Raw genomic sequence first — 23574 nt, forward strand, 5'->3', positions numbered from 1 at the left:
CCCGTGCAATCCTGGCATGCATCGCCGGACTTATCTCGCCCAAACAACCAGCATGCATATCTAACGCAAACTGAGCCATAATAATATTGGCAAATAAATTTTACTTGGGTTCAATCTGGCCTCCGAATTTCCCAGCATGAAACAATTTTTCCTCAGCCTACTGGTGATTTTTCCTTCATGAACGGGGTTGCATTTCTCATCGGGGTCCGTATTCTCAGTCTCACGATCCACGAGGCATCGGTCCACCGGCACACGAGGCCACCGGACCAGCGGGCAAGTTGTTGTCTCGGGATTCAGCCGGTCCATTCCCGCGTCTGTTGGGACTCGACCATGGGGGTCAGCCCGAATGTCACCAGCCCCCTGACTTTCTTTTTTGCTGTGTTTACCGGAGGATGTCCGTCATGAAAGGACATATTGTTGTCGTCTCTCGTCGTTCCGATGGGTATCGTGCGGATGTGGTCGGCGTCGCCGGATGCGGCGGTGACGGGCCGACCGTTGACGACGCCGTGAACGAGGCATCCAAGGCGCTGTCCGCCCTGGCGCGCGATGGGGCGACCCTGCCCGCGCCGCGCCCCTCCATCGCCATGCTGGACGAGGTCGAGCGCCGCGACGGCTGCGCCGGCGCGTGCCTGCGGGTGGCGTAACGCGCCGCGCCCCCCTAAGTGGGGAGCATGATGTCGAACCACGATGACCCGACCGTGCTCCCCGCGCCCGCCCTCGCGGTCCCCGGCGAGACCTGCTGGCAGATCTCGCGGGCGGACCGCTACCGGGCGCTGATCGACGGCGCCGCCTACTACGCAGCTCTGCGCAGTGCGCTGATCCGCGCCCGCGAACAGATCCTGATCGTGGCGTGGGACATCTCCAGCACGATCCCGCTTCTCGATCCCGACGCGCCGCCGCCCGATGACGGGTGGCCGATCCGCCTGGCGGACCTGTTGCGCGCCCTGACCGAGGCCCGACCCGGCCTCGATGTCCGCGTCCTGTTGTGGGACTTTCCCATGCTGTACGCGTCTGATCGGGAACTGCTGCCCGCGTGGCGGCAGGACTGGAACCCGCACCCGCGCATGCGGTTGCGTCTGGATGGCACGGGCCCGGTCGAGGCCGCGCATCACGAAAAAGTCGTTGTCATCGACGACCGGGTGGTTTTCACCGGGGGCCTGGATCTGGCGCCGGCGCGGTGGGACACGCCTACGCACCGCCTCGACGATTCGCGGCGGCGGTTGCCCACCAGCGGTACGCCGTACGTCCCGTTCCACGACATGCAGGCCATGATGGAAGGGCCGGTCGCCGCGCGCCTGGGCACGATGGTGCGCGACCGCTGGACCCGCGTGACCGGCGAGCCCGCCCCGTCTCCTCCCAAGGCCGACCTGCCCTCGCCCTGGCCGGAAGATATCGCACCCGACCTGGAGCAACTGCCGCTGGCCCTGGCGCGCACCCTGCCTGCGCATGGCGATACACCGGATGTGCGGGAGATCGCCGCCCTGATCGCGGCGGACATCGATGCCGCGCGCCACTGGATCTACATCGAGGACCAGTATCTGACCTCGCAGCTCGTGGCCGACGGGCTGGCCCGGCGGCTGCAGGAGCCGGACGGCCCGGAGGTGGTCGCCGTGATCCCGCGCATCTGGGACGGCTGGCTGGAAACCGCCACCATGGGCGTTGGACGCGAACGCCTGCTGCGCGTGCTGAAGGCCGCCGACCGCCACGACCGGCTTCGCGTGGTCTCGCCCGTGCTGGAAGGCCAGGGCCAGGGCAAGATGAAGGTCCACACCAAGTTGATGATCGTGGACACCATCGCGATGCGGCATGGGTCGGCGAACCTCAACAACCGCTCGATGGGCCTGGACAGCGAGCTGGACTATCACCTGGAGCCGGGCCTGCCCGATCCGGAGACCGGCGAGCCCCGGGGCGAACCCGTGCGCGCGCTGATCGAATCCGTGCTGTGCCGCCTGCTCGCGGAACATCTGGCCACCGAGCCGGATCGGGTGCGGGAGACCCTGCGCGAGACCGACTCTCTGCACGCGGTCCTGGATCGGTACGGGGACCCGGCGGTGCGTGACCTGGCGCCGGTGGAGAGCGGCGACGCGCCGGAAAACCTGGTGGAGTCGATGCCGCACCCCGTGCCCGGCGACTTCGAGGAGCCGGTGTCCGCCGAACGCCTGCGGGACGTCTTCCTGCCGGACCCATTGCCGACAGCCGAACCGAAGCAGACCCGCCGCCACCCGTATCGGCGGGCGCTGGCGTTGGCGGGCGTGGTCGTGGCTCTGCTGCTGGCGTGGCGGCTGGTGCCGGTGGACGGTCTCCTGACCGTTGAGTCCGCCGCCGCGTGGATCGACGGCGTGCGCGGCCATCCGCTGGCCCCGCTGGGGGCGGTGGCCTTCGTGGCCACGGGGTCCTTCCTGATGGCCCCGATTCTGCCCCTGATGGTCGCCAACGCCCTCGTGTTCGGGCCGGTCTGGGGCCTCGTCTACAACCTGATCGGCACGCTCATCAGCGCCTCGGGCGGCTTCGCCGTCGGCCGGGCCCTTGGTCAACAGGGCCTTGAGCGGATCACGGAGCGATACGACCGCGTGCGGAGTCTCGTCGCGGCCCTGCGACGACACGCCTTCAAGACCGTCCTGTTCTTCCGCGTCGTGCCGGTGCTGCTGTTCATGGTGGTCAACCTGGCCTGCGGGGCCGGCGGGATCCGGTGGCGGACCTATCTGCTCGCCACGGTCCTGGGCCAGCTGCCCGGCATCGCCGTGCTGAGTCTGTTCGGGGCCGGCCTGGGGCAGTTGATCCAGGCCGCCACCTGGACCGAGGCCGCCCTGATCATCGCCGGGCTGGTTGGACTGGTGCTCCTCGGCCGTCTGATGTCCTGGGCCGTGGGGCGCCGCCGTCCGGCCGCCGTGACCGGGGACGATCAGCCGGGATAAGGCCTGCCGCGATCGCCGGCGGGTCCACGATTGGCGCGCCGGTCCCTGTTCCGGTACACTTGAAAGCCTGACAAACACACTCGGAGACTGCGTGAGGGATCCCCGAACGCCCCCCACCATCCGCATCGCAACCTACAACGTGCACGGCTGCGTCGGCCTCGACCGGCGCCAGGATGCCGGCCGCGTGGCCCGTGTCCTGCGCGACCTGGATGCCGACATCATCGGGCTGCAGGAGGTGCTGGGCCAGGGCGCCGACCTGGAGACCATGACGGTCTTCCCCGTGACCTCCAAGGGCGACGCCCCCGGGCGGGATCAGCTCGCCGTGTTCGCCGATCACCTGGGCTACGAGGCCCGGGCGGGGGCGAACCTGATGCGCGAGGGGCGGCGGTTCGGCAATGCGCTGCTCAGCCGTCATCCCATCGTGTCGGCCCGCCGCCTGAACCTCGCCCACGGCAACGGACGGGAACCGCGCGGCGCGATCGATGCCGTGATCTCGGCGCCGGCCGGCGTGGTGCGCGTGCTGGTCACCCACTTCGGCCTGGGCGGACCGGAGCGGGCGTGGCAGGCGGCCCGGCTGGCCGAATACCTGGCCGAGCCGCCGCCGGGCGTGCCCGCCCTGGTGCCCGCCGCGACCATCGTCCTGGGCGACTTCAACGACATGTGGCCGCCCTCCAAGACCTATCACCCCATGATCGAGGCGCTGGGCGGACGCCCGCCCTGGCGGCGGACGTGGCCGGCGCCGGCGCCGATCCTGCCGCTGGACAAGATCTGGCCGGGTCCCGGCGCTCACCTGGAGGACGCGCAGGCCTGGCGTGGTCCTGGCGCGCGCGTGGCCTCCGACCATCTGCCGCTCGTGGGCCGACTGGCGCTGGACCCGGTGGCCCCGAACTTTCACGCCACGGACCCGAGAACCGCCTTACGGTCCGCCCCGTAAATCTGTTAGCGTTTCGCTCCCACTGCCCCTCCCCGAGACCCGGCGCCCCCGCCGGATCCGCAAGCGTGGAGTCCGCCTTATGGAAACCATCCAGTCCGATGTCGTCATTATCGGCGCCGGCGGCGCGGGACTGCGCGCCGCCATCGCCCTGGCCGAAGCCGACCCGAGCCTGCGCATCGCCCTGCTCTCCAAGGTCTACCCCATGCGCAGTCACACCTGCGCCGCGGAAGGGGGGGCTGCCGGCGTCATCAAGGGCGACGACAGCCTGGACCTGCACTTCGGCGACACCGTGGGCGGCGGCGACTGGCTGTGCGACCAGGACGCCGTCGAGTTCTTTATCAACGAGGCGCCGAAGGAACTGACCCAGTTGGAGCACTGGGGCTGCCCGTGGAGCCGCGAGAAGGACGGCGCGGTCGGCGTGCGTCCGTTCGGCGGCATGAAGATGAAGCGCACGTGGTTCGCCGCCGACAAGACCGGGTTCCACCTGCTGCACACGCTGTTCCAGACGTCGCTGAAGTATGAGTCCATCCGCCGCTTCGACGAGGTGTTCACCACAGACCTGCTGGTCTCGGACGGCCGCGTGCAGGGCTGTTGCGCCATCGAGATGCGCACCGGCGAGATGCTCCAGTTCCAGGCCCCGGCGGTCATCATCTGTTCGGGCGGCGCCGGCCGCATCTTCCCCTTCACCACCAACGGGGCGATCAAGACCGGCGACGGCATGGCCCTGGCCTACCGGGCTGGCGTGCCGCTGAAGGACATGGAGTTCGTGCAGTACCACCCGACCGGCCTGCCCGGCACCGGCATCCTGCTGACCGAGGGTTGCCGCGGCGAGGGCGGCGTGCTGCGGAACAAGGACGATTACCGCTATCTCCAGGATTACGGCATGGGGCCGGAAACGCCGCTGGGCGAGACCGTCCTCAAGACGATGGAACTGGGGCCGCGCGACCGCCTCAGCCAGGCGTTCTGGCACGAGGACAAGGCGGGCAACACCATCCCCACCAAGTGGGGCAATTGCGTCTATCTGGACATGCGCCACCTGGGCGAGGAAAAGATCAACGAGCGGCTGCCCTTCGTGCGCGAACTGGCCAAGAGCTACGTCGGCGTGGACATGGTCACCGACATGGTGCCGATCCGCCCCGTCGTGCACTACATGATGGGCGGCATCCACACCGACATCAATGCGGCCACCCCCATGCCCGGTCTGTTCGCGGCCGGCGAATGCGCCTGCGTCAGCATCAACGGCGCCAACCGCCTCGGCTCCAACTCGCTGACGGAACTGTTGGTGTTCGGCCGCCGGGCGGCGGAAAGCGCCATCGCCTACCTGAACGGCGCCCAGAAACCCGCCGTGGACACGGCCGCCGCCGACCGGCAGGCCGCCGAAGCCGAGGGCCGCATTCATGCCCTGTTCGACCGCAAGGACGGCGGCGAGACCATCGCCGGCATCCGCGATGCGATGGCCGACAGCATGGAAAGCGGCGCGGGCATCTACCGTTCGGAAGAGCTGCTGAAGGACACCACGGCGACCCTGGCCGACCTGCGCAAGCGCCAGACCGGCATCGCGCTGAAGGACAAGTCCAAGGTCTTCAACACCGAGTTGACCCAGACCCTGGAGCTGTCGTGCATGCTCGACGTCGCCCAGGCGGTCGCCGTGAGCGCCTTTGAGCGCAAGGAATCGCGCGGCTCCCACCAGCGGCTCGACCACACCGAACGCGATGACACCACATATCTGAAGCACTCGATGGCACAGTATCGGGGCGAGGATGCGCCGGCCATCGACTACCTGGATGTCGTCATCACCAAATCCCAGCCCGGGGTTCGCGACTACTCGGGAGCGAAGTCATGAGCGAAAGGCAGATCACGTTCGAGGTGCTCCGCTACAATCCGGAGACCGACGACAAGCCCTGGGTCCAGACCTACGCCGTTCCGTGTCAGGAGGAATGGGTCGTCCTGGATGCCATCAACTACATCAAGGACCACCTGGATACCTCGCTGAGCTATCGCTGGTCGTGCCATATGGCCGTGTGCGGCAGTTGCGGCATGATGGTCAACGGCGAGCCTACGCTGTCCTGCAAGGCCTTCCTGCGCGACTACAAGGGCAACACCATCCGGGTGGAGCCGCTGACTCATTTCCCCATCGAGCGGGATCTGGTGGTGGTGCTGGACGACTTCATGGAGAAGCTGACCTCCGTGAAGCCCTACATCATCCCCAAGAAGGAAAAGCCGGTCGAGGAGGGCGAGTACAAGCAGACCCCGCGTCAGTTGAAGAACTACAAGCAGTACACCATGTGCATCAACTGCATGTTGTGCTACGCGGCCTGCCCCCAGTACGGCCTCAACGACGAGTTCATCGGCCCCGCCGCCCTCGCCCTCACCCACCGCTACAACCTGGATTCCCGCGACGGCGGGCGCAGCCAGCGTCAGGAGGTGGTCGCCCAGCACGAGGGCGTGTGGGAATGCTCGTTCGTCGGCGCCTGCTCCGAGGTCTGCCCGAAGGACGTGGACCCGGCCGGCGCCATCCAGCAGATGAAGATTGCCAGCACCGTGGACTGGTACCTTGAGCACCTGATGCCGTGGAGGGGCAAATGAGCCGCAAACCCTATGTGCGCGAGGTCCCCAAGGCCACCTGGTACATGCGCAACGGGCGCTATCTGCGCTACATGGCGCGCGAGGTGACCTGCATCTTCCTGGCCCTGTACATGGCCGGCCTGACCATCGGTCTGGTGCGGCTGATGCAGGGGCCGGACAAGTGGGAGACGTATCTGGCCGGCGTGTCCTCGACCCCGGCGGTGATCTTCCATCTGATCGCCTTCGGCTTCGCCTGCTACCACGCCAAGAGCTGGTTCGATGTCACCCCCAAGGCCATGCGGATCCCGCAGGGCAACGACTTCGTCCCCGGGCGCATCATCGTCGGCACGCACTACGGCATCTGGGGCGGCGTGTCGCTGGTGGCCCTCGTTCTGATGGGAGTGCTGTGAGATGGCCAAGTCCAACAAGCCCATCGTCTGGGGCCTGTTTGCCGCCGGCGGCACGATCTCGGCCTTCGTCGCGCCGGTCATGATCCTGATTACGGGTCTCCTGGTGCCGCTCGGCGTGTTCGGCGAGGACGCCATGTCCTACGAGCGCATGACCGCGTTCCTGAGCCACTGGATCGTCAAGATCGGGCTGCTGGGCATCGTCATCCTGACCCTGTGGCATGCCGCGCACCGGCTGCGCATCACGGCGCACGACTTCGGCATCCGCAACGACAGCACCATCGCGATGGGGGTCTACGGGTTCGCCGGGCTGTTCTCGGTGATCGCGCTGTTCGCCGTACTGGCCATCTGACCGGCGGCCTCGCTCAGGGCCGGGCCGGACGCACAGGTCGCGCCGGGTGCCTGCGGGCCTTGGCGCGACCTTTGTCGTGCCGGCTTGGCGGGCGCACCGCGCCGCAGTTCAGCGGACGGGACGGAACGCCGCCCCGTCCCTGGCCGTTTCCCGACCAATCCACGGTGCGCTTCGACCCCCCGAATGTTACCGCTTCCGACACGGTTCGACGTGTCGGAAGCGGCCGGCCCGACTGGGCCGGCGCGGCGAAGCCGCGTGACGCCTGAATCCTGACGAGTCAGGATTTAGGCAAACTGGTATGAAAGGTCCCGACATGCCGTCCCCGAACCCGCCTGCCGCCGCGACGACCACCCAGGGCCCGCCGCCCTGGCCGCGCGCGACCCTGCGCCTGCAACTGGCGCCGGACTTCGGCTTCGATGCGGCCACCGCCATCGTGCCCCTCCTGGCCCGGCTGGGGATCAGTCACGTCTATGCCTCGCCCATCTGGAAGGCGCGGCCCGGCTCGACCCATGGCTATGACATCATCGACCACGGGCGCCTCAATCCCGAACTGGGGGGCGAGGACGGCTTCCGCCGCTTCAGCGACGCCCTTCTGGCGCACGGCCTTGGGCTGGTCGTGGACTTCGTGCCCAACCACATGGGCATCGGCGTCAGTGAAAACCAATGGTGGCGGGATGTCCTGGAGTGGGGCAAGGACAGCCCCCACGCGGACTGGTTCGATATCGACTGGGAACCGGCGGAACCGTCGCTGCATGGCAAGCTTCTGCTGCCGGTCCTGGGGGATCACTACGGCGCCATCCTGGAGCGCGGGGAACTCACCCTGTGCCATGACCCGGACGACGGCGGCTTCGTGATCCGGTACTACGAGCACGCCTTTCCGGTCCGGCCCCAGGACTACGGTGATATTCTGCGCCGCGGCATGGCCCCGGACCGGGCCGAGGACGGCAGCCTCGCCCTCGTCATCGCCGGCGCGGATTCGCTGAGTGTGCTGCGGGATTCGGAGACCGACGCCCGCAGCCGCCGCCGGGTGGCCGCCGTCGTGCGCCAGCGTCTCGCCGAACTGGTGGCGTCCAGCGAACAGGTGCGCACCGTGGTCGCCTGCGCCGTGGCGGCCTTCAACGGCCGCCCGGGGGAGCCGGCCAGCTTCGACGACCTGGACGCTCTGATCGGCCGCCAGTCGTACCGTCTGGCGTTCTGGCGCGTGGCGGCGCACGAGATCAACTACCGGCGGTTCTTCGAGATCAACGATCTGGCCGCGCTGCGCATGGAGCGCAACGACCTGTTCGACACCGCCCACGCGCTGCTGTTCCGCCTGATCGCGGAAGGCCGGGTGCAGGGGGTCCGCCTGGACCACGTGGATGGCCTGTGGAACCCGCAGGCCTATTTCCAGCGCCTGCAGGCGGACGGCCGGGACGCCATGCTGCGGGGCGTCGCGACGGGCATGGTCGCCCCCTACCCCGGCGCGACGGACCGGGCCCGGCTGGGTGAGTCGCCGTTCGGGCCGGAGCAGCCCATGTACGTGATCGTGGAAAAGATCCTGGCCCCGCACGAGCGTCTGCGGGAGTCCTGGCCGATCGCGGGCTCCACCGGGTACGAGTTCATGAATCAGGTGCTCGGTCTGTTCATAGATCCGGCGGGCGAAATGCCGCTGGACGACATCTATGCCCGCACCGTGGGTCACCGGCGCGCCTATCACGACGAGGTGTTGTCGGCCAAGCGGCAGATCATGGAGGAATCGCTCGCCAGCGAGATCGGCGTGATGGCCAACCGCCTGAACCGCCTCGCCAAGCAGGCCCGGTCCACCAAGGACTACAGCCGCATGGCTTTGCGCGCCGCGCTCATCAACGTGATCGCCCATTTCCCGGTGTACCGGACGTATGTGGACCCGTACGCGCTGTCGGACTGGAACCAGCGCGGCGCGGCCGACCCAGGCGAACCGGCGCGCGCCAACATCGACGACCAGGACCGCCGCGACCTGCAATGGGCCATCGGCCGGGCGCGCAAGGCCGCCCGGGTGCCGGACCTGTCGGTCTATGATTTCCTGCACGAGGTACTGACGGGCGACCTCGCCCTGTCCAGCCGGGGCCATCAGGCCGCCACCGTGCTCGATGTGGCCATGCGCGTCCAACAGCTCACCAGCCCGGTGATGGCCAAGGCCATGGAGGACACGGCGTTCTATCGGTATGTGCGCCTCGCCGCGCTGAACGAGGTGGGCGGCGAGCCCGACCGTTTCGGGATGTCGCCCGCGGCGTTTCATCATGCCTGTCAGGCGCGTCTGGACGCCTGGCCCTTCACCCTGCTGGCCACGGCCACGCATGACCACAAGCGCGGCGAGGATGCCCGCGTGCGGCTCGCCCTGCTGTCCGAAGGGCCGGGGCTGTGGGACGAGCGGGTCCGCCGCTGGCAGGATCTCAACCAACGCCGGATCACGGCCCTGCCCGATGGGCGGCGGGCGCCCTCGGCGGCGGATGAGTACCTGTTCTATCAGACCCTGCTCGCGATCTGGCCGCTCGACTGGGCGCGCCCGGACGAAACCGGACAGGTCGCCCCGCCGCCGCCCGAGGTGCTGGAGAGCCTGACCGAGCGCATGGCCGCCTACATGATGAAGGCGGCGCGCGAGGCCAAGCGCGACACGGCCTGGACGGCCCAGGACCCGGACTATGAAGCCGGCTTGGACGGATTCGTGCGCGCGGTGCTGTCGCCCGGCCTGGGCGGCGCGTTCGTCGCCGACATGGCGGCCTTCGTGGCCCGTCTGGCGCCGGCCGGGGCGGTCAATGCCCTCGCCCAGACCACGCTGAGGATGACCACGCCCGGCGTGCCCGATCTGTATCAGGGCACGGACCTGTGGGACTTCACGCTTGTGGATCCGGACAATCGCCGGCCGGTGGATTTCGAGGCCCGCGCCCGCAGCCTGGACGAGGCGGCCGCGCCGGCGGACCGCATGAACGACTGGCGCGACGGGCGGATCAAACAGGCCCTGCTCGCGGCCCTGCTGCGCCTGCGCGGTCGGACACCCATGCTTTTCGCGAAGGGGAACTATACGCCGCTCGAAACCGAGGGCGCCCACAAGGACCGGGTTCTTGCCTTCGCCCGGGTCGCGCCCGATGGCGATGCGGCGGTGGTGGTGGTCGTCCCGCGTCTGGTCTGGCCCCTGATGGACGGCCGGGACCAGCCGCTGCCCACCGGCTGGGACGGCACCTGTGTTCGCCTGCCGGACGGCGCGCCCTGGGCGGGCCGGCCCCTGCACGATGCGCTGGCCGTTCAGGACCACGGGAACGCCGCGCCCCTGGCTCCGTCCTCCGATGGTGCGCTGGCGGTGGGGGAGATCCTGCGGTCCCTGCCGGTGGCCGTGCTTGTGTCCGAACCGGCGGACGCCTGAGCCACCCGCGCGGCGTCACTCGGCCAGGCGCTTGCCCAGGTCCTCCGGGATCAGGAGCGTGACGGTCGTGCCGCGACCCTTTACGCTCTCGATCACCATGTCGCCCCGGTGCAGCCGCATGATCTGGCGCGTCACGGTCAGGCCGAGCCCGGTGCCGTCGGCGCCCCGAACCATGCTGTCCCGCCCCACCTGTCCGAACGGCTGAAGGGCTTCCTGGATTTCGTCCGCCGTCATTCCGGGCCCCGTGTCCTCGATGACCAGTCCATGCCACCCGCCGGAACAACTGTTCCGCACCACCACATGGCCACGCGGCGTGAACTTGATGGCATTGCCGACGACATTGATGAGCGCCTGCCGCATGCGGACGCGGTCGAACTGAATGTCATGCAGACAATGGGTCTGGTTCAGGAGATCCAGGCCCTTGGCGGCCGCCGACGGACCGAGCAGCTCGAACGCGTCGTCCACCACCGACCGCATCGGATGATGCCCGATCAACAGGTCCACGCGCCCGGCCTCGATCTTGGCGAGGTCCAGGATCTGGTTGATGATGTCGAGCAGGTGCTTGCCGCTTCGGTGGATGCTGTCGGCATACTCCAGGTAGGGGGGCGGCACACACCCGAACGACTGTTCCCGCATGACATCGGAAAAGCCCAGAATCGCGTTCAGCGGCGTGCGCAGTTCATGGCTCATGCTGGCCAGGAAGTGCGACTTGGCCTGGCTCGCGGCCTCGGCCTGCTCGCGGGCCGCCACCAGGGCCCCCTCCAGCGCCTTGCGGTCGGTCAGGTCGTCCACCACCCAGATGACGCCCTTGGCCAGATCGGCCGGCATGGCCTGGTCGATGGCCTTGCCCGACATCAGGCACCACACCGGATGTCCGTCGCGGTGGCGCAACTGATACTCGATATGAAGCTGTTCGTGATTCGTCAGGGATGAAAAGAAGGTGCGGCCGAAGTGGTCGGCGGCCTCCTTCGAGACATGGAACGTGTCCACGGAGCGGCCGATCAGGTCTTCGGCCGCCTCATAGCCCAGTATGTCGAGGATCCGGCGGTTGCACAGGCGAATCACCCGGCTGCCCGGTTCCGGCCCGGGCCGAACGATGACGATCCCGACCCGGGTGTTGTCCAGCATCGCCCGCATTTGGGCGACATTGCCCAGGGTCTCCAGCACCGCGCCGTCCGGATCCGGCTCGCCCACCATCAGCGCCCCGGTGATCCGGCCGCCGGCATCGCGGAGGACCGTGCCCAACCAGATGATCCGGCCCAGGGGCGAGGCCCCGCCCTTGACGGACAGGGATGCCTGCCGGGCCGCCCTGTGCCCGGCCATGATCTCGCGGTGAAGCCAGCGGGCCTCGTCGCCGCTGGCGGGGGCCACCACCGTGTCCGTCCAGATCGTGCCGACCAGCGCCCCGGACGCCCCACCGAACAGGCGGATCGCCGCCGGGTTCGCGTGCGTCACCGTCCCGGCCGCATCCAGGATCAAAGCCGGAGAATCGGCCATGGCCAGGGGCCCCGCGAGGCCGCCCGGTTCCGTCCCTGATTCCGCGTCAGCGCCGTCCAAACCCATGCACCGGGACTCCGTCCCCCCACCGGGGTCAGCCCGACCGAGACCGGACGCAGCGCGCGCCCGTCCGATTCCATTGATCCAGGATCACTCTGGACAAAGGCCGTGACCTTGGCAAGGCACAGGCCTTGCGATGCCGGGCAACGGGACGATCAATGGCGTGGGGTTCAGATCGGCCATCGGCCGGGGGAATGGTGGGCGCGGCTGGGATTGAACCAGCGACCCCTCGCGTGTGAAGCGAGTGCTCTCCCGCTGAGCTACGCGCCCGTCCCATTCGGGTCGGTGCCGTGTCGGCGCCGCCGTCGCGGTGTGGAGGCGGGCTTATAGCGCCGCCCGAGCAGCCCCGTCAAGCGGGTTTCGCGACCGCCGCCAATCGGGCGAAGGCGGCGGGCAACTCGGCGTAGGACGAGATCAGGACGTCCGCCCCGGCCTCGGCCGGCGGCACCGGGCTGTAGCCGAAATCGACCATGACCACCGGCACGCCGGCGGCCCGGGCCGCGCCGACGTCGTAGGGCGTGTCCCCGACCAGCGCCGCCCGGCCCGGCGCGACGCCCATCTTCTCCAGGGTCAGCAGCAGGGGCGCGGGATCGGGCTTCTTTTCCGGGATCAGGCCGCCGCCCACCACGGCGGTGAACAGCGGCGCCAGCCCGAGCGCCTCCATCACGCCGAGCGTGGGACCGTGGGGCTTGTTGGTGCAGACGCCCAGGCGCACCCCACGGGCATGCAGATCGCGCAGGGCGGCCTCGGCCCCGTCATAGGTGCGCGTCCCCACGACCGGCTTTTCTTCGTACAGCACGACGAACCGATCGTGGAGGCGGTCCAGTTCGGCGGCGCCCGCCGCGCCCTCGGCGATCGGCCGCCCGACCGCGGCCATGGCCTTGGTCACCAGCACCCGGGCCCCCTGCCCCACGAAGGCGGGGACCTGCTCGTGCCGCACACGGGGCAGGCCTTCCTCGTCCAGCATGGCGTTCAACGCCAGCGCCAGATCGGGCACGCTGTCGATCAGGGTGCCATCCAGGTCGAAGACGATGCCGTCGAACGGGAAGGCCTCGGGCAGGGGGGATGCGGTGGTCATGGACTCCCTCTTTCACGATGGGGCGGCTGTAACCAGTCGAAAGACTGTGTGAGTTTGCAGGCCCGGCAGAGTATGGCAGCGTACTTGCCGCGACCACCCCAGTTCGGGTAGGCCTGCCCTACCCTCCGGACCGCCGGTGGCGCCCGCCTGCCCGATCAACCGCACGGATCACCCATGAGCCAGACCGATCTCGCCGCCATTGTCCTGGCCGCCGGGGAGGGGACCCGGATGCGGTCCGCCCATCCCAAGGTCGCCCACCGTCTGGCCGGTCGCCCGCTGCTGGGGCATGTGCTGGCGACGCTCGACGACCTGGGGGCCGGCACGGTCGTCGTCGTGGTGGGGCCGGAGATGGACGCGGTCGAGGCCATCGCCGCGCCCCGCCCAACCGTGACCCAGGCCGAGCGCCGGGGCACCGCCCATGCGGCCCTCCAGGCGAAGCCGGCCCTGCCCGCGCCGCCCGGGACCGTGCTGATCCTGTTCGGGGACACGCCCCTGATCCGCCCGGAGACCATTCGGGCCATGGTCGAGGCGCGTCAATCCGCCGCCGTCGTCGTGCTGGGGTTCCGCGCGGCCGATCCCACCGGATACGGCCGCCTGGTGACCGATGCGGCGGGAGACCTGGACGCCATCGTCGAGCACCGCGACGCCAGCGAGGCCCAACGGGCCATCGACCTGTGCAACTCCGGCGTCATGGCGGTGGATGGGGCGCTGCTGTTCCCGCTGCTCGACCGGGTCGGCAATGACAACGCCAAGGGCGAGTTCTACCTCACCGACATCATCGCCCTGGCCCGCGCCGACGGTCACCACCGCTGCGCCGTGGTCGAGGGCGCCGAGTCCGAAATGCTGGGCATCAACGACCGCGCGCAGCTCGCCGCCGCCGAACGCGTGGTGCAGGATCGCCTGCGCGCCGCCGCCATGGCGGGCGGGGTGACCCTGACCGATCCGGCCACAGTGACGCTGTCCATGGACACCGCCTTCGGCCGCGACGTGACCGTGGGGCCGTTCTGCGTGTTCGGGCCCGGCGTCCGCATCGGCGCGGGCGTCGAGATCAAGGGCTTCTGCCACTTCGAAGGCTGTATCGTCGAGGACGGCGCCGTCCTCGGCCCCTACAGCCGGCTGCGTCCGGCGGCCACCATCGGGCCGGGCGCGCACATCGGCAACTTCGTCGAGGTCAAGAAGGCCACCGTCGAGGCCGGCGCCAAGGTCAACCACCTCACCTATATCGGCGACGCCCGGGTGGGCGCCGGGGCCAACGTGGGCGCCGGGACCATCACCTGCAACTACGACGGCTTCGGCAAGTATCACACCGACATCGGGGCCGGCGCGTTCATCGGCTCCAACACGGCCCTGGTGGCGCCCGTGACCATCGGGGACGGCGCCATCATCGGCGCCGGCAGCGCGATCAGCGACGACGTCCCGGCGGACGCCCTTTCCCTGACCCGCGCGCCCCAGTCCACGCGCCAGGGCTGGGCCGCGCGCTTCCGGACCCACATGAAGCGGCTCACGGGCAAAGCCTAGGCAAGGAGAGACCAACACCATGTGCGGGATCGTCGGCATCATCGGAGCGTCACCCGTGGCCCCCCGGCTCATCGAGGGCCTGAAGCGGCTGGAGTATCGCGGCTATGACTCCGCGGGTCTGGCCACGCTGGACGGCGGCACCATCCAGCGGCGCCGCGCCAAGGGCAAGATCGCCGCCCTGGAAGAGCGCCTGCGGGAAGAGCCGATCCAGGGCACGACCGGCATTGGTCATACCCGCTGGGCCACCCACGGCATGCCCAACGAGGCCAACGCCCACCCCCACGCCAACGAGAACGTGGCGGTGGTCCACAACGGCATCATCGAGAACTTCCACGAGTTGCGCGAGGACCTGCTGGCCAAGGGACACGTGTTCACCTCGGACACCGACACCGAGGTCGTGGTCCACCTCATCAGCCAGGAGATCGCCGAGGGCACGAACGATCCCATCGAGGCCACCCGTCGGGCGCTTGGCCGCCTGGAGGGCGCTTTCGCGCTCGGCATCCTGCTGCTGGACCGGCCGGATGTGCTGATCGCGGCGCGCCAGGGCAGCCCGCTGGCCCTGGGCCACGGCGACGGCGAGATGTTCCTGGGCTCGGACGCCCTCGCCCTGGCCCCCATGACCCAGCGGATCACCTACCTGGAGGACGGCGACTGGGCCGTGCTGACCAAGGAAGGGGCCACGATCCGCGACCTGTCGGGGCAGACCGTATCCCGGCCCGAGCAGCTCTCCAGCCTGTCCGGCGCCATGATCGGCAAGGGCGGCCACCGGCATTTCATGGCCAAGGAGATCTTCGAGCAGCCGCAGGTGATCGGCGACACCCTCAGCGCCATGTTCAACCCGACCGCGCGCACCATCACGCTGCCCGATCTGCCGTTCGATCCGGCGACCGTCCCGCGCATCACCATGATCGCCTGCGGCACCGCCTCGCTGGCCGGCATGGTCGGCAAGTACTGGCTGGAGCGGCACGCGGGCATTCCCGTGGACTGGGACCTGGCCAGCGAGTTCCGCTACCGCGAGCCCGTCATGACCGAGGGCGGGCTCGCCGTCTTCATCAGCCAGTCCGGCGAGACGGCCGACACCCTGGCCGCGCTGCGCTACTGCAAGCAGCAGGGGCAGTATTGCCTGGGCATCGTCAACGCCCCGGAAAGCACCATCGCGCGCGAGGCCCACGCGGTCCTGCCCACCCTGGCCGGGCCGGAAATCGGCGTGGCCTCCACCAAGGCGTTCACCACCCAGCTCGTGGTCCTGGCCTGCCTGACCATCGCCCTCGGCAAGGCGCGCGGCGCATTGGATCACGAGACGGAAGCCCGCCTGTCGGGCGCCCTGACCGAGGTGCCGAGCCGCGCCGCCGAGGTGCTGAACCACGACGAGCGCATCCGCGCCATCGCCGAAGAGACCTTCGTGCCGGCCCGCGACGTGCTCTATCTGGGGCGCGGGACAAGCTATCCGCTGGCCCTGGAAGGTGCGTTGAAGCTGAAGGAAATCAGCTACATCCACGCCGAGGGCTACGCGGCGGGCGAGATGAAGCACGGCCCCATCGCGCTGATCGACGAGCATGTGCCCGTCGTCGTGATCGCCCCCAGTGACGACCTGTTCGAGAAGACCGCGTCGAACGTGCAGGAGGTAGTGGCGCGCGGCGGCAAGGCCGTGGTGTTCGCCGATGACGCGGGGGTGGGGCGGCTCAAGGACCTGGCGCTGGAGACCATCGCCCTGCCCGCTGTGGACCCGTTCGTGGCCCCGATCCTGTACGCCATCCCGGTGCAGTTGCTGGCCTATCACACCGCCGTCGCCAAGGGCACGGACGTGGACCAGCCGCGCAATCTGGCGAAGGCGGTCACGGTGGAATAGGGCCGTCCAAGCCCAGGGCGACGGGCTCAGGTTAACATGACGGCATGTTCCGCGCGGTCGGAGGGGGCCTCTCGAGATCCCTCGTCTCGCTTCGCTCACTCGGGATGACACACTAAAATTATAGGATGTCATCCTGAAGCCGCGAAGCGGCTGAAGGACCTCGAGCGCAGGTCTCCGACCCGCTGCAAAGACCTGGAAGAGCGATCCCGTTAACCTGGGCTCGTTGCCGTGCGTCCAAGCCCGTTGCAATCGTCGGCCGGGCCTGCGAGTCTGACGCAGTGTAGCGGCGGAAGGCATCGCATGGCCGACGACCCGACGACCCATTTCGCCTCGTCCGTACGGCTGGATCGGGAGGCCCTGGGGCGGCAGGCCCGCAAGGTGGCCGGGGCCGACTATCCGGCCGCCATCCTGGACGGGGTCAGCGTGCCCGTGTTCGTCCTGAACGAACAGCGGCAGATCGTGTTCGCCAACACGGCCTTTCAGCAGTTCGTGCCGGACGACGATCCGGCGCGGTTCATCGGCCGGCGCGCGGGCGAGGCCGTCCGCTGCGTCCATGCCGACAACGACCTGGCGCCGGGCGGGTGCGGCACGGCCGAGGCCTGCCGCAACTGCGAAGCCATCCAGGCGGTCCTGCAGGCCCACGCCAAGGGCCGGGACGAGCGGACCTTCCAACTCGTCCTTCAAGGCGGCGAGGCGGTCAACGCCATCATCCGCGCCACCCGCATCGAGGTGGAGGGCGAAACCTTCATCATCGTCGCCCTGGTGGACATCAAGGACACGCTGTGGCGGCGCGACGTGGAACGGGCGTTCCTGCACGACGTCATGAACATCGCCGGGTCCATCCGAAGCTCGTCCGAGGCGCTGTCGCTGTTCGATGCCGCCACGCAGCAGGACTATATGAGCCGGATCGTCACGGCCTGCGACACGCTCATCTCGGAGATTCACAGCCACCGCCTGATGATCTCGGCGGAGGACGGCGATCTGGAGCCCACCTTCGTCCCGCTCGACTCGCTGGTAGTGCTGGAGCGGATGATTTCGATCGTCTCGCAGCACACGGCCGGCGAAGGGCGATCCGTGGTGCTGGCGCCCTCGGCCCGCAGCGTCGTGTTCCGCTCCGACGAGGGGCTGTTGTCCCGGGTGATCCTGAACCTGCTCAAGAACGCCCTTGAAGCCAGCGACCCCAGCCAGACGGTGACGGCGGATACGGGCCAGGACGGCGGCACCGTCTGGTTCTCGGTCCACAACGCGGCGCACATGCCGCCGAAGATCGCGGCGCGCGTGTTCCGCCGGTTCTTCTCGACCAAGGGCGCATCGCGCGGCATCGGCACCTACAGTGCCCGCCTGCTGACGGAAAAGTACCTGCGCGGCACCATCGCCTTCACCTCGGACCCCGAGTCCGGCACCACCTTCACGGTTCGGTACCCGCAGGACGCGGCGGCTCATACCGCCCGACCTTGACGTCACTTCCTAGGCCGGGCGGGAGTTGCACTCCCGCCCGGACCGTTCATTTCTTTCGCAAGGAATAACGCTCCGGACGGGGCTGCAAGCCCCGTCCGGCACATTCGTCTGTCCGTCATACGCGTTGAGAAGTGTGAACGTGATCGCCCCTGCCGGGGGCGGAGTCTGGGTGGCGCGGTCCTGACCGGAACGGACGCCCCGGCGAGCGTGTCAGAACATCGACTCCTGAGAGCCAGGCGCCGCCCGTCCCTCGCCGCCCGGTTCGTCGTCATCGATGGCGAGCGCCCCATCCCAGGCGGTCAGGAGCCCCCGCACCGCCTCAAAAGGGCGGTCCGGGTCGAGCCACGCGGCCTCGGCCTCGGCGTCCGTCAGGAACGCCGGCATGCGGTGATGCAGCGCGGCCATCTGCTCGGTCGCGGGGCGGGTGATGACGGTGAACCGGCCCCGGTCATCCACCAGGCCGGCCATGGCGTGCACCGGCGCATCGGCCCGCCCGATCCGGTGGCGGCGCTTGCGGGCCCTGGCCGGCGCGCCGGGCACGGGCGTCCACTCATAAAACGCGCTCAGCGGGACGAGGCAGCGGTTGCCCAAGACCGGCCGGAACGTGGGTTTCTCGGTCAGGGTCTCGGCCCGGGCATTGATGAGCGGCTTGGTGTCCCAATCCACCGCGAACCCCCAGGGCAGCGCGATGGGTACCCGGCGCGGCCCGATCACGGGCACGCGGTCGGTCGGCCGGATCTCGGCTTTCGGCAGCCCGTCCAGCGCGGCGCGGGTCGCCGCGTCCTCGTCCGGCGGGGCGGTCAGGCCGAAGCGCGCCAGCAGGTCGGCGGGCGCCACATTGAGTTCGAAACGCGAGCACATGCCGGGTAGGATGGGGCGCTTCCCAGACCCCCGCAAGGACCCCCGCCGATGTCGGATGCCAACGACCCCCTCGCCTGCCCCGTCGATCACAGCGCCATGAAGGAGGCCGCGCCGAAATACACCGGCCAGTCGGTGCTCATCACCGGCGCCAGCCAGGGCATCGGTCACGCCATCGCCGCCCGTTTCATGGCCGAGGGCTGGCGTGTCATCACCTGCGCCCGCCGCGACGTGCCGGCCCATTGCCGCCGCGATCCCCTGTGGACGCACCACTTCGTCGCAGACCTGGGCCAGCCGGACAGCCTGGACGAGTTCGCCCGCCAGGCCAACGAGGCCCTGGGCGACGAGCCCCTTCACGCCCTCATCAACAACGCCGGTGTCTCGCCCAAGACCCCCTACAAGGAGCGCCTGGGCATCCTCAACGGCTCGCTGGAGGGCTGGCATGACGTATTCGAGCTGAACTTCTTCGCGCCCCTGCGTCTGGCCCGGGCGATGAGCGTCAAGCTCGCGCGCGGCAAGGGCACGGTCATCAACATCACGTCCATCGCCGGGCACTACGTGCACCCGTTCGCCGGGTCGGCCTATTCCACCTCCAAGGCCGGGCTCTCCGGCCTGACCCGCGAGATGGCGGCGGAGTTCGCGCAGTTGGGCGTGCGCGTGAACGCGGTCGCCCCCGGCGAGATCGCCACCGACATGATCAGCGAGGAGTACGAATCGCTGATCCCGCGCATCCCGCTGGACCGCATGGGCTCGGTCGCCGACGTGGCGGGCGTGGTCTTCCGGCTGTGCGACGCCGATTTCAGCTACGTGACCGGCAACGAGGTGTTCGTGGACGGCGGGCAGCGGCTTCTTTAGCCGCCGCATGGAACCGAGCGGCCCCTTCGCCGGTTTCCTGGGAGCACGGGGGCTCGACCATCACGACGGTCGGGACCCCGAAACCCGGAACACCCACGAGAGGGGACCGCCACCATGACCATCACCATCAACAGCCTTCAGCCCATCATTTCGCTGGTCGCCGGCATTCTGATTCTGGTCTGGCCCAAGCTGCTGAACTACATCATCGCGGGCTACCTGATCCTGGCCGGGATCCTGGGACTGGTCGGGGGCGCCAACATGGCCGGGATGCATATGTGATCCGGATCGGGTGGCCTTATACCAACGGCAGGAGGCTTTGACCGTCAGGACGGATGCGACAGCAAGAAAGGGTTGTCATCCTGAAGAAGCGAAGCGACTGAAGGATCTCGGGAGGACGGGTGAGTCCGGGCCGGCCGACGCACGCGCCAGCCCGGGATCCTTCGCCGTTTTCAACGGCTCACGATGACGCGCAAGCGGCCGTGAGAGTCGCGCCCTCCTCACCGATCATCCTGCTCTCAAACCGTCCGCACCAGCCGCGCCGCATAGAACCCGTCCATGCCGCCGGTGTCGGACTGGTGGCACGGCAGGGTGCGCAGGTCGCCCTCCGGCGTGAGCAGATCGGACAGGCCGCCCACCTCGTCCGGCGTGACGGGATCCCGGATCAGGTCCGCGCGCCGCGCCAGAGCGGCGGCGATCACACCCGGTCCCTCCTCCGGCTGCAACGAGCACACGCAGTAGACCAGCGTGCCGCCCGGCCTGAGCAGGCCCAGCGCCGCATCCAGCAGCGCGGTCTGCAGGTGGGCGAGGCCGGCCGTCGCCTCGGGCGTTTTCAGCCACAGCGCATCCGGATGCCGCCGCAGGGTGCCGGTTGCGGAACACGGGGCGTCCAGCAACACCGCATCGAACGGGCCGTCCGGCGGCGTCCAGGCCAGGGCATCGGCGGCGATCACCTGCGCGGACAGTCCGGTGCGGGCCAGATTCTCCCGCACGCGGTTGAGTCGGCCGTCGGAGCGGTCCAGCGCCACCACCTCGGCCCCCGTCGCGGCCAGTTGCAGGGTCTTGCCGCCAGGGGCCGCGCACAGGTCGGCCACCCGCCTCCCGGGGCCCGCCCGCAGTAGGCGCGCGGGCAGCGCGGCGGCGGCGTCCTGCACCCACCACGCGCCCTCGACAAAGCCCGGCAGGTCGGGGACCGGCGGATGATCGGCCGGCAGCCGCATCGTGCCCGTCGGCAGCGCGACGGCCCCCAGGCGCTCCGCCCAGACCGGGACCTGTTCCGGGTCCTTCAGGGTCAGATCCAGCGGTGCGGGATTCTGGTGCGCGCCGGCGATGGCGCGCGCGGCGTCCTCGCCGTACGCCCGGGCCCACGCGGTCCACAGCCAGTCCGGCGTGTTCAGGCGTGGGCCGTCCTGCGCCGCCCACCAGGCCCGACCCTCCCGGTCCAGCCGACGCAGCACGGCGTTGACGAGGCTCTTGTGCCCGCCCTGGCGGGCCGCGACGCACAGGTCCACGGCGGTGGTGACGGCGGCGTGGGGCGGCATCTCCAGCACGAGAAGCTGGGCCGCGCCCAGCCGCATCACATGGCGCACGGGGCGCGCCTTGGCCGGCAGCGGGCGGTCCAGGCAGCGATCCAGCAGAGCGTCGATGCGGCCCAGGTGCCGCAGGGTGGCCGCGACCAGCGAATGGACGAAGGCCCGGTCGCGCGGCGCCAGATCGCCCACGGCCCCGCCCAGAACCTCATCGAGGGGGCGGCCCTTGTCGAGCACCTGGCGGAGCACCGCAAGCGCGGCACGGCGGGAGGGGATGGCGGTCATCCGCGCCGTCTACGCCCCGCCGGCTCGCAGGTCAAGGTCATCCCCAGGGACCGCGCCGCCGCCGACGTCCGCCAGCCGCGCCGGTGGAGGGGATTCGGGAGCTGGCGGCCGTCGTCGCCGCACCGCTGCCGCCCGGGGCCACGGTCGCGGCCACCGACCCCGTGCCCCCATGCGCCGCCATCTCGCGCAGGGCGCGGACCCGATTGGTGGTGGCCGGGTGGGTGCTGAACAGGCTGTCGTGTTTGTGGGCGTGCAGCGGGTTGACGATGAACAGATGCGCCGTGGCCGGGTTGCGCTCGGCCGCGTGGTTGTCGATGGACTTCGCACCCCGCTCCAGCTTCTCCAGGGCGCTCGCCAGCCATTCCGGGTTGCCGGCGATGCGCGCGCCCTCGGCGTCGGCCCCGTACTCGTTGTGCCGCGAGATCGCCATCTGCACGATCATGGCCGCGACGGGCGCCAGGATCGCCACCAGAATCGCCCCCACGATCCCCAGCGGGTTGTCGCGGTTGCCCCCGAAGAACAGCGCGAAGTTGGCCAGCATGCCGATGGCGCCGGCGATGGTCGCCGTGATCGTCATGGTCAGCGTGTCGCGGTTCTTCACGTGCGCCAGTTCGTGGGCCATCACGCCCGCGACCTCCTCGCGGCTCATCACGTTGAGCAGGCCCGTGGTTGCCGCCACGGCGGCATTCCGCGGGTTTCGCCCCGTCGCGAAGGCGTTCGGCTGCGGCGTGTTGATGATATAGACCTTGGGCATGGGCAGGTCCGCCCGGCGCGCCAGATCGCGCACCAGACCCACGAACTCCGGGGCCTCCTGCTCGGTGACCTGACGGGCGCCGTGCATGGACAGCACCGCCTTGTCGGAGTTCCAGTAGGCGAAAAAGTTCATGCCGAGCGCCACCAGCAGCGCCAGGATCATGCCCCCGGCCCCGCCGATCATGTAACCGACGGTCAGGAACAGGCCGGTCATGGCGGCCAGCAGCAGGGCGACACGGGCGAACGACATGGAGGGTCCTCCCCAAAGCGGCGGAAAAGCGCCTTCGAGATAGGATCGGGGGCGGTGCATTCAACTAAATTCCTGGTAAGCTCTTCGTCGGTGTGACGGTCCGGACGGCGGAGGGCGGCATGGGGCGCGGAACGGTCGGTGGAACGCAGCGGCGATACGCCGCCCTTGTCGTCGGGCTCGCGGCGCTGCTCGCCGCATCGCCGGTCGCGGCGGGGGAGAGCGCCTGGTCCCGGCAGACCGAGCCCGCGCCCGGCCCGGCCCGGGTGATCGGCGGGTATACTCACGGATGCATCGCCGGCGCGGTCGCCCTGCCCCTCGACGGCCCGGGCTACACGGTGCTCCGGCCGCAGCGCCTGCGCTATTTCGGACATCCCGCGCTGATCGCCGTGATCCGCGACCTGGGGGCCTGGGCCGACCGCCACGGCTGGGGCACCCTGCTGGTGGGCGACCTGTCGCAGCCGCGCGGCGGCCCCATGAGCTACGGCCACGCCAGCCACGAGGCCGGTCTTGACGCCGACATCTGGTTGCGCCTGCTGCCGCCGGGCCAGCGCCTGTCGGACGCGGAGCGGCGCGACCCCACTCCGGTGTCCATGGTGCGGACGGGCGCGCCGACCGCCGATCCCGCCGTGTGGACCGACACCCATGCCGCCCTGGTGCGCGCCGCCGCCCAGGACCCTCGTGTGGCCCGCCTGTTCGTCAACCCGGCGATCAAGGCCACGCTCTGCCGGGCCTTCCCGCCGGACGCCGACGGCAACACACGCTGGCTCCAGAAGGTCCGGGCCTGGTACGGGCACGATTCGCACGTCCACATCCGGCTGCACTGTCCTTCGGACAGTCCGGGCTGTGTGCCGCAGGACCCGCCGCCGCCCGGAGCCGGATGCGAGGCCGAGGGGTTCGCCTGGTGGGCGAACAGAATTGCCGATCGTCTCACCCAAAAGGCGTCCGCACCCGCGCCGGTGGCCGCGCCTGTTGCCGGGCCGCCGCAATCCGTGCCCGAGGCCTGCGGCGGCGTCCTGTCGTCTCGATAACGGGTGT

At 69.6% G+C, this 23574-nt stretch carries 19 protein-coding genes and 1 tRNA gene; 14 read left to right on the top strand and 6 right to left on the bottom strand.

Annotated elements, in window-relative coordinates:
- Positions 1-401: 401 nt before the first annotated feature.
- From GHC57_RS01225 to treY, 8 genes are all read left to right on the top strand, one after another.
- Positions 402-644, top strand: coding sequence for a hypothetical protein (locus GHC57_RS01225; RefSeq protein ID WP_153340327.1), 243 nt, complete (start codon positions 402-404; stop codon positions 642-644).
- Between the two features lie 27 nt (positions 645-671).
- The gene (locus GHC57_RS01230; RefSeq protein ID WP_153340329.1) at positions 672-2915 is read left to right on the top strand and encodes a VTT domain-containing protein; all 2244 of its coding nucleotides are present in this window, start codon (positions 672-674) and stop codon (positions 2913-2915) included.
- Positions 2916-3006: 91 nt separating this feature from the next.
- Positions 3007-3849 (top strand): endonuclease/exonuclease/phosphatase family protein, encoded by an 843-nt coding sequence (locus tag GHC57_RS01235; RefSeq protein ID WP_170294607.1) that lies wholly within the window; start codon positions 3007-3009, stop codon positions 3847-3849.
- Between the two features lie 79 nt (positions 3850-3928).
- Positions 3929-5692 (top strand): fumarate reductase (quinol) flavoprotein subunit, encoded by a 1764-nt coding sequence (gene frdA, locus GHC57_RS01240; RefSeq protein ID WP_153340334.1) that lies wholly within the window; start codon positions 3929-3931, stop codon positions 5690-5692.
- Positions 5689-6435, top strand: a complete 747-nt coding sequence (locus GHC57_RS01245; protein WP_153340336.1) for a succinate dehydrogenase/fumarate reductase iron-sulfur subunit — start codon at positions 5689-5691, stop codon at positions 6433-6435. Before frdA ends, GHC57_RS01245 begins: the two co-directional genes overlap by 4 nt.
- Positions 6432-6824, top strand: coding sequence for a fumarate reductase subunit C (locus tag GHC57_RS01250; protein ID WP_153340338.1), 393 nt, complete (start codon positions 6432-6434; stop codon positions 6822-6824). Before GHC57_RS01245 ends, GHC57_RS01250 begins: the two co-directional genes overlap by 4 nt.
- A gap of 1 nt (position 6825) precedes the next feature.
- A complete protein-coding gene (frdD, locus tag GHC57_RS01255; protein WP_153340340.1) occupies positions 6826-7173 on the top strand; it encodes a fumarate reductase subunit FrdD in 348 nt (115 codons plus the stop codon).
- 313 nt (positions 7174-7486) lie between these two features.
- The gene (treY, locus tag GHC57_RS01260; protein WP_153340342.1) at positions 7487-10552 is read left to right on the top strand and encodes a malto-oligosyltrehalose synthase; all 3066 of its coding nucleotides are present in this window, start codon (positions 7487-7489) and stop codon (positions 10550-10552) included.
- Positions 10553-10567: 15 nt separating this feature from the next.
- Here treY and GHC57_RS01265 read toward each other — a convergent pair whose 3' ends face one another.
- The 3 genes from GHC57_RS01265 to gph all read right to left on the bottom strand — a co-directional run bounded on the left by GHC57_RS01265 (position 10568) and on the right by gph (position 13187).
- Entirely contained in the window at positions 10568-12049 is a 1482-nt protein-coding gene (locus GHC57_RS01265; protein WP_170294608.1) for a PAS domain-containing sensor histidine kinase, read from the bottom strand.
- Positions 12050-12304: 255 nt separating this feature from the next.
- Positions 12305-12379: transfer RNA gene (locus tag GHC57_RS01270), tRNA-Val, on the bottom strand.
- A 79-nt stretch (positions 12380-12458) separates the two neighbouring features.
- Entirely contained in the window at positions 12459-13187 is a 729-nt protein-coding gene (gene gph, locus GHC57_RS01275; RefSeq protein WP_153340346.1) for a phosphoglycolate phosphatase, read from the bottom strand.
- Positions 13188-13361: 174 nt separating this feature from the next.
- On the opposite strand from gph, the gene glmU reads away from it, so the two are divergent.
- The 3 genes from glmU (at position 13362) to GHC57_RS01290 (ending at position 18012) form a co-directional block, all read left to right on the top strand.
- Positions 13362-14705, top strand: coding sequence for a bifunctional UDP-N-acetylglucosamine diphosphorylase/glucosamine-1-phosphate N-acetyltransferase GlmU (gene glmU / locus GHC57_RS01280; RefSeq protein WP_153340348.1), 1344 nt, complete (start codon positions 13362-13364; stop codon positions 14703-14705).
- Between the two features lie 19 nt (positions 14706-14724).
- Entirely contained in the window at positions 14725-16554 is a 1830-nt protein-coding gene (gene glmS / locus GHC57_RS01285) for a glutamine--fructose-6-phosphate transaminase (isomerizing) (RefSeq protein ID WP_153340350.1), read from the top strand.
- Between the two features lie 300 nt (positions 16555-16854).
- Entirely contained in the window at positions 16855-18012 is a 1158-nt protein-coding gene (locus tag GHC57_RS01290) for a PAS domain-containing sensor histidine kinase (RefSeq protein WP_153340352.1), read from the top strand.
- A 210-nt stretch (positions 18013-18222) separates the two neighbouring features.
- Here GHC57_RS01290 and GHC57_RS01295 read toward each other — a convergent pair whose 3' ends face one another.
- A complete protein-coding gene (locus GHC57_RS01295; RefSeq protein ID WP_153340354.1) occupies positions 18223-18873 on the bottom strand; it encodes an SOS response-associated peptidase in 651 nt (216 codons plus the stop codon).
- Between the two features lie 96 nt (positions 18874-18969).
- Between GHC57_RS01295 and GHC57_RS01300 the strand changes: the two genes are divergently transcribed.
- Together GHC57_RS01300 and GHC57_RS01305 are read left to right on the top strand one after the other, a co-directional pair.
- Positions 18970-19725, top strand: a complete 756-nt coding sequence (locus tag GHC57_RS01300) for an SDR family NAD(P)-dependent oxidoreductase (protein WP_246152069.1) — start codon at positions 18970-18972, stop codon at positions 19723-19725.
- Positions 19726-19839: 114 nt separating this feature from the next.
- On the top strand, positions 19840-20004 hold the full coding sequence (locus GHC57_RS01305) for a DUF3096 domain-containing protein (protein WP_153340358.1): 165 nt from the start codon (positions 19840-19842) through the stop codon (positions 20002-20004).
- A gap of 236 nt (positions 20005-20240) precedes the next feature.
- On the opposite strand, the gene GHC57_RS01310 is transcribed toward GHC57_RS01305, so the two are convergent.
- Both GHC57_RS01310 and htpX read right to left on the bottom strand, forming a co-directional pair.
- Positions 20241-21536: an RsmB/NOP family class I SAM-dependent RNA methyltransferase gene (locus tag GHC57_RS01310; protein ID WP_153340360.1), complete on the bottom strand. Its 1296-nt coding sequence runs from the start codon at positions 21534-21536 to the stop codon at positions 20241-20243.
- A gap of 37 nt (positions 21537-21573) precedes the next feature.
- Positions 21574-22539, bottom strand: a complete 966-nt coding sequence (gene htpX, locus GHC57_RS01315) for a zinc metalloprotease HtpX (protein WP_153340362.1) — start codon at positions 22537-22539, stop codon at positions 21574-21576.
- A gap of 119 nt (positions 22540-22658) precedes the next feature.
- On the opposite strand from htpX, the gene mepA reads away from it, so the two are divergent.
- Positions 22659-23567 carry a penicillin-insensitive murein endopeptidase gene (mepA, locus tag GHC57_RS01320; RefSeq protein ID WP_153340364.1) on the top strand — a complete coding sequence of 303 codons (909 nt, stop codon included), beginning with the start codon at positions 22659-22661 and terminating at the stop codon, positions 23565-23567.
- Positions 23568-23574: the final 7 nt, after the last annotated feature.

Source organism: Roseospira navarrensis (assembly GCF_009601025.1).
Lineage (GTDB): Bacteria > Pseudomonadota > Alphaproteobacteria > Rhodospirillales > Rhodospirillaceae > Rhodospira > Rhodospira navarrensis.

What these genes read in the sequence shown, in the direction of transcription:
- GHC57_RS01300 (WP_246152069.1), top strand. Translation starts at nt 18,970, where the DNA reads ATGAAGGAGGCCGCGCCGAAATACACCGGCCAGTCGGTGCTCATCACC.
- GHC57_RS01290 (WP_153340352.1), top strand. Translation starts at nt 16,855, where the DNA reads ATGGCCGACGACCCGACGACCCATTTCGCCTCGTCCGTACGGCTGGAT.
- glmS (WP_153340350.1), top strand. Translation starts at nt 14,725, where the DNA reads ATGTGCGGGATCGTCGGCATCATCGGAGCGTCACCCGTGGCCCCCCGG.
- GHC57_RS01230 (WP_153340329.1), top strand. Translation starts at nt 672, where the DNA reads ATGATGTCGAACCACGATGACCCGACCGTGCTCCCCGCGCCCGCCCTC.
- GHC57_RS01225 (WP_153340327.1), top strand. Translation starts at nt 402, where the DNA reads ATGAAAGGACATATTGTTGTCGTCTCTCGTCGTTCCGATGGGTATCGT.
- htpX (WP_153340362.1), bottom strand. Translation starts at nt 22,539, where the DNA reads ATGTCGTTCGCCCGTGTCGCCCTGCTGCTGGCCGCCATGACCGGCCTG.
- GHC57_RS01305 (WP_153340358.1), top strand. Translation starts at nt 19,840, where the DNA reads ATGACCATCACCATCAACAGCCTTCAGCCCATCATTTCGCTGGTCGCC.
- gph (WP_153340346.1), bottom strand. Translation starts at nt 13,187, where the DNA reads ATGACCACCGCATCCCCCCTGCCCGAGGCCTTCCCGTTCGACGGCATC.
- GHC57_RS01265 (WP_170294608.1), bottom strand. Translation starts at nt 12,049, where the DNA reads ATGGCCGATTCTCCGGCTTTGATCCTGGATGCGGCCGGGACGGTGACG.
- mepA (WP_153340364.1), top strand. Translation starts at nt 22,659, where the DNA reads ATGGGGCGCGGAACGGTCGGTGGAACGCAGCGGCGATACGCCGCCCTT.
- GHC57_RS01295 (WP_153340354.1), bottom strand. Translation starts at nt 18,873, where the DNA reads ATGTGCTCGCGTTTCGAACTCAATGTGGCGCCCGCCGACCTGCTGGCG.
- frdA (WP_153340334.1), top strand. Translation starts at nt 3,929, where the DNA reads ATGGAAACCATCCAGTCCGATGTCGTCATTATCGGCGCCGGCGGCGCG.
- frdD (WP_153340340.1), top strand. Translation starts at nt 6,826, where the DNA reads ATGGCCAAGTCCAACAAGCCCATCGTCTGGGGCCTGTTTGCCGCCGGC.
- GHC57_RS01250 (WP_153340338.1), top strand. Translation starts at nt 6,432, where the DNA reads ATGAGCCGCAAACCCTATGTGCGCGAGGTCCCCAAGGCCACCTGGTAC.
- glmU (WP_153340348.1), top strand. Translation starts at nt 13,362, where the DNA reads ATGAGCCAGACCGATCTCGCCGCCATTGTCCTGGCCGCCGGGGAGGGG.
- GHC57_RS01310 (WP_153340360.1), bottom strand. Translation starts at nt 21,536, where the DNA reads ATGACCGCCATCCCCTCCCGCCGTGCCGCGCTTGCGGTGCTCCGCCAG.
- treY (WP_153340342.1), top strand. Translation starts at nt 7,487, where the DNA reads ATGCCGTCCCCGAACCCGCCTGCCGCCGCGACGACCACCCAGGGCCCG.
- GHC57_RS01245 (WP_153340336.1), top strand. Translation starts at nt 5,689, where the DNA reads ATGAGCGAAAGGCAGATCACGTTCGAGGTGCTCCGCTACAATCCGGAG.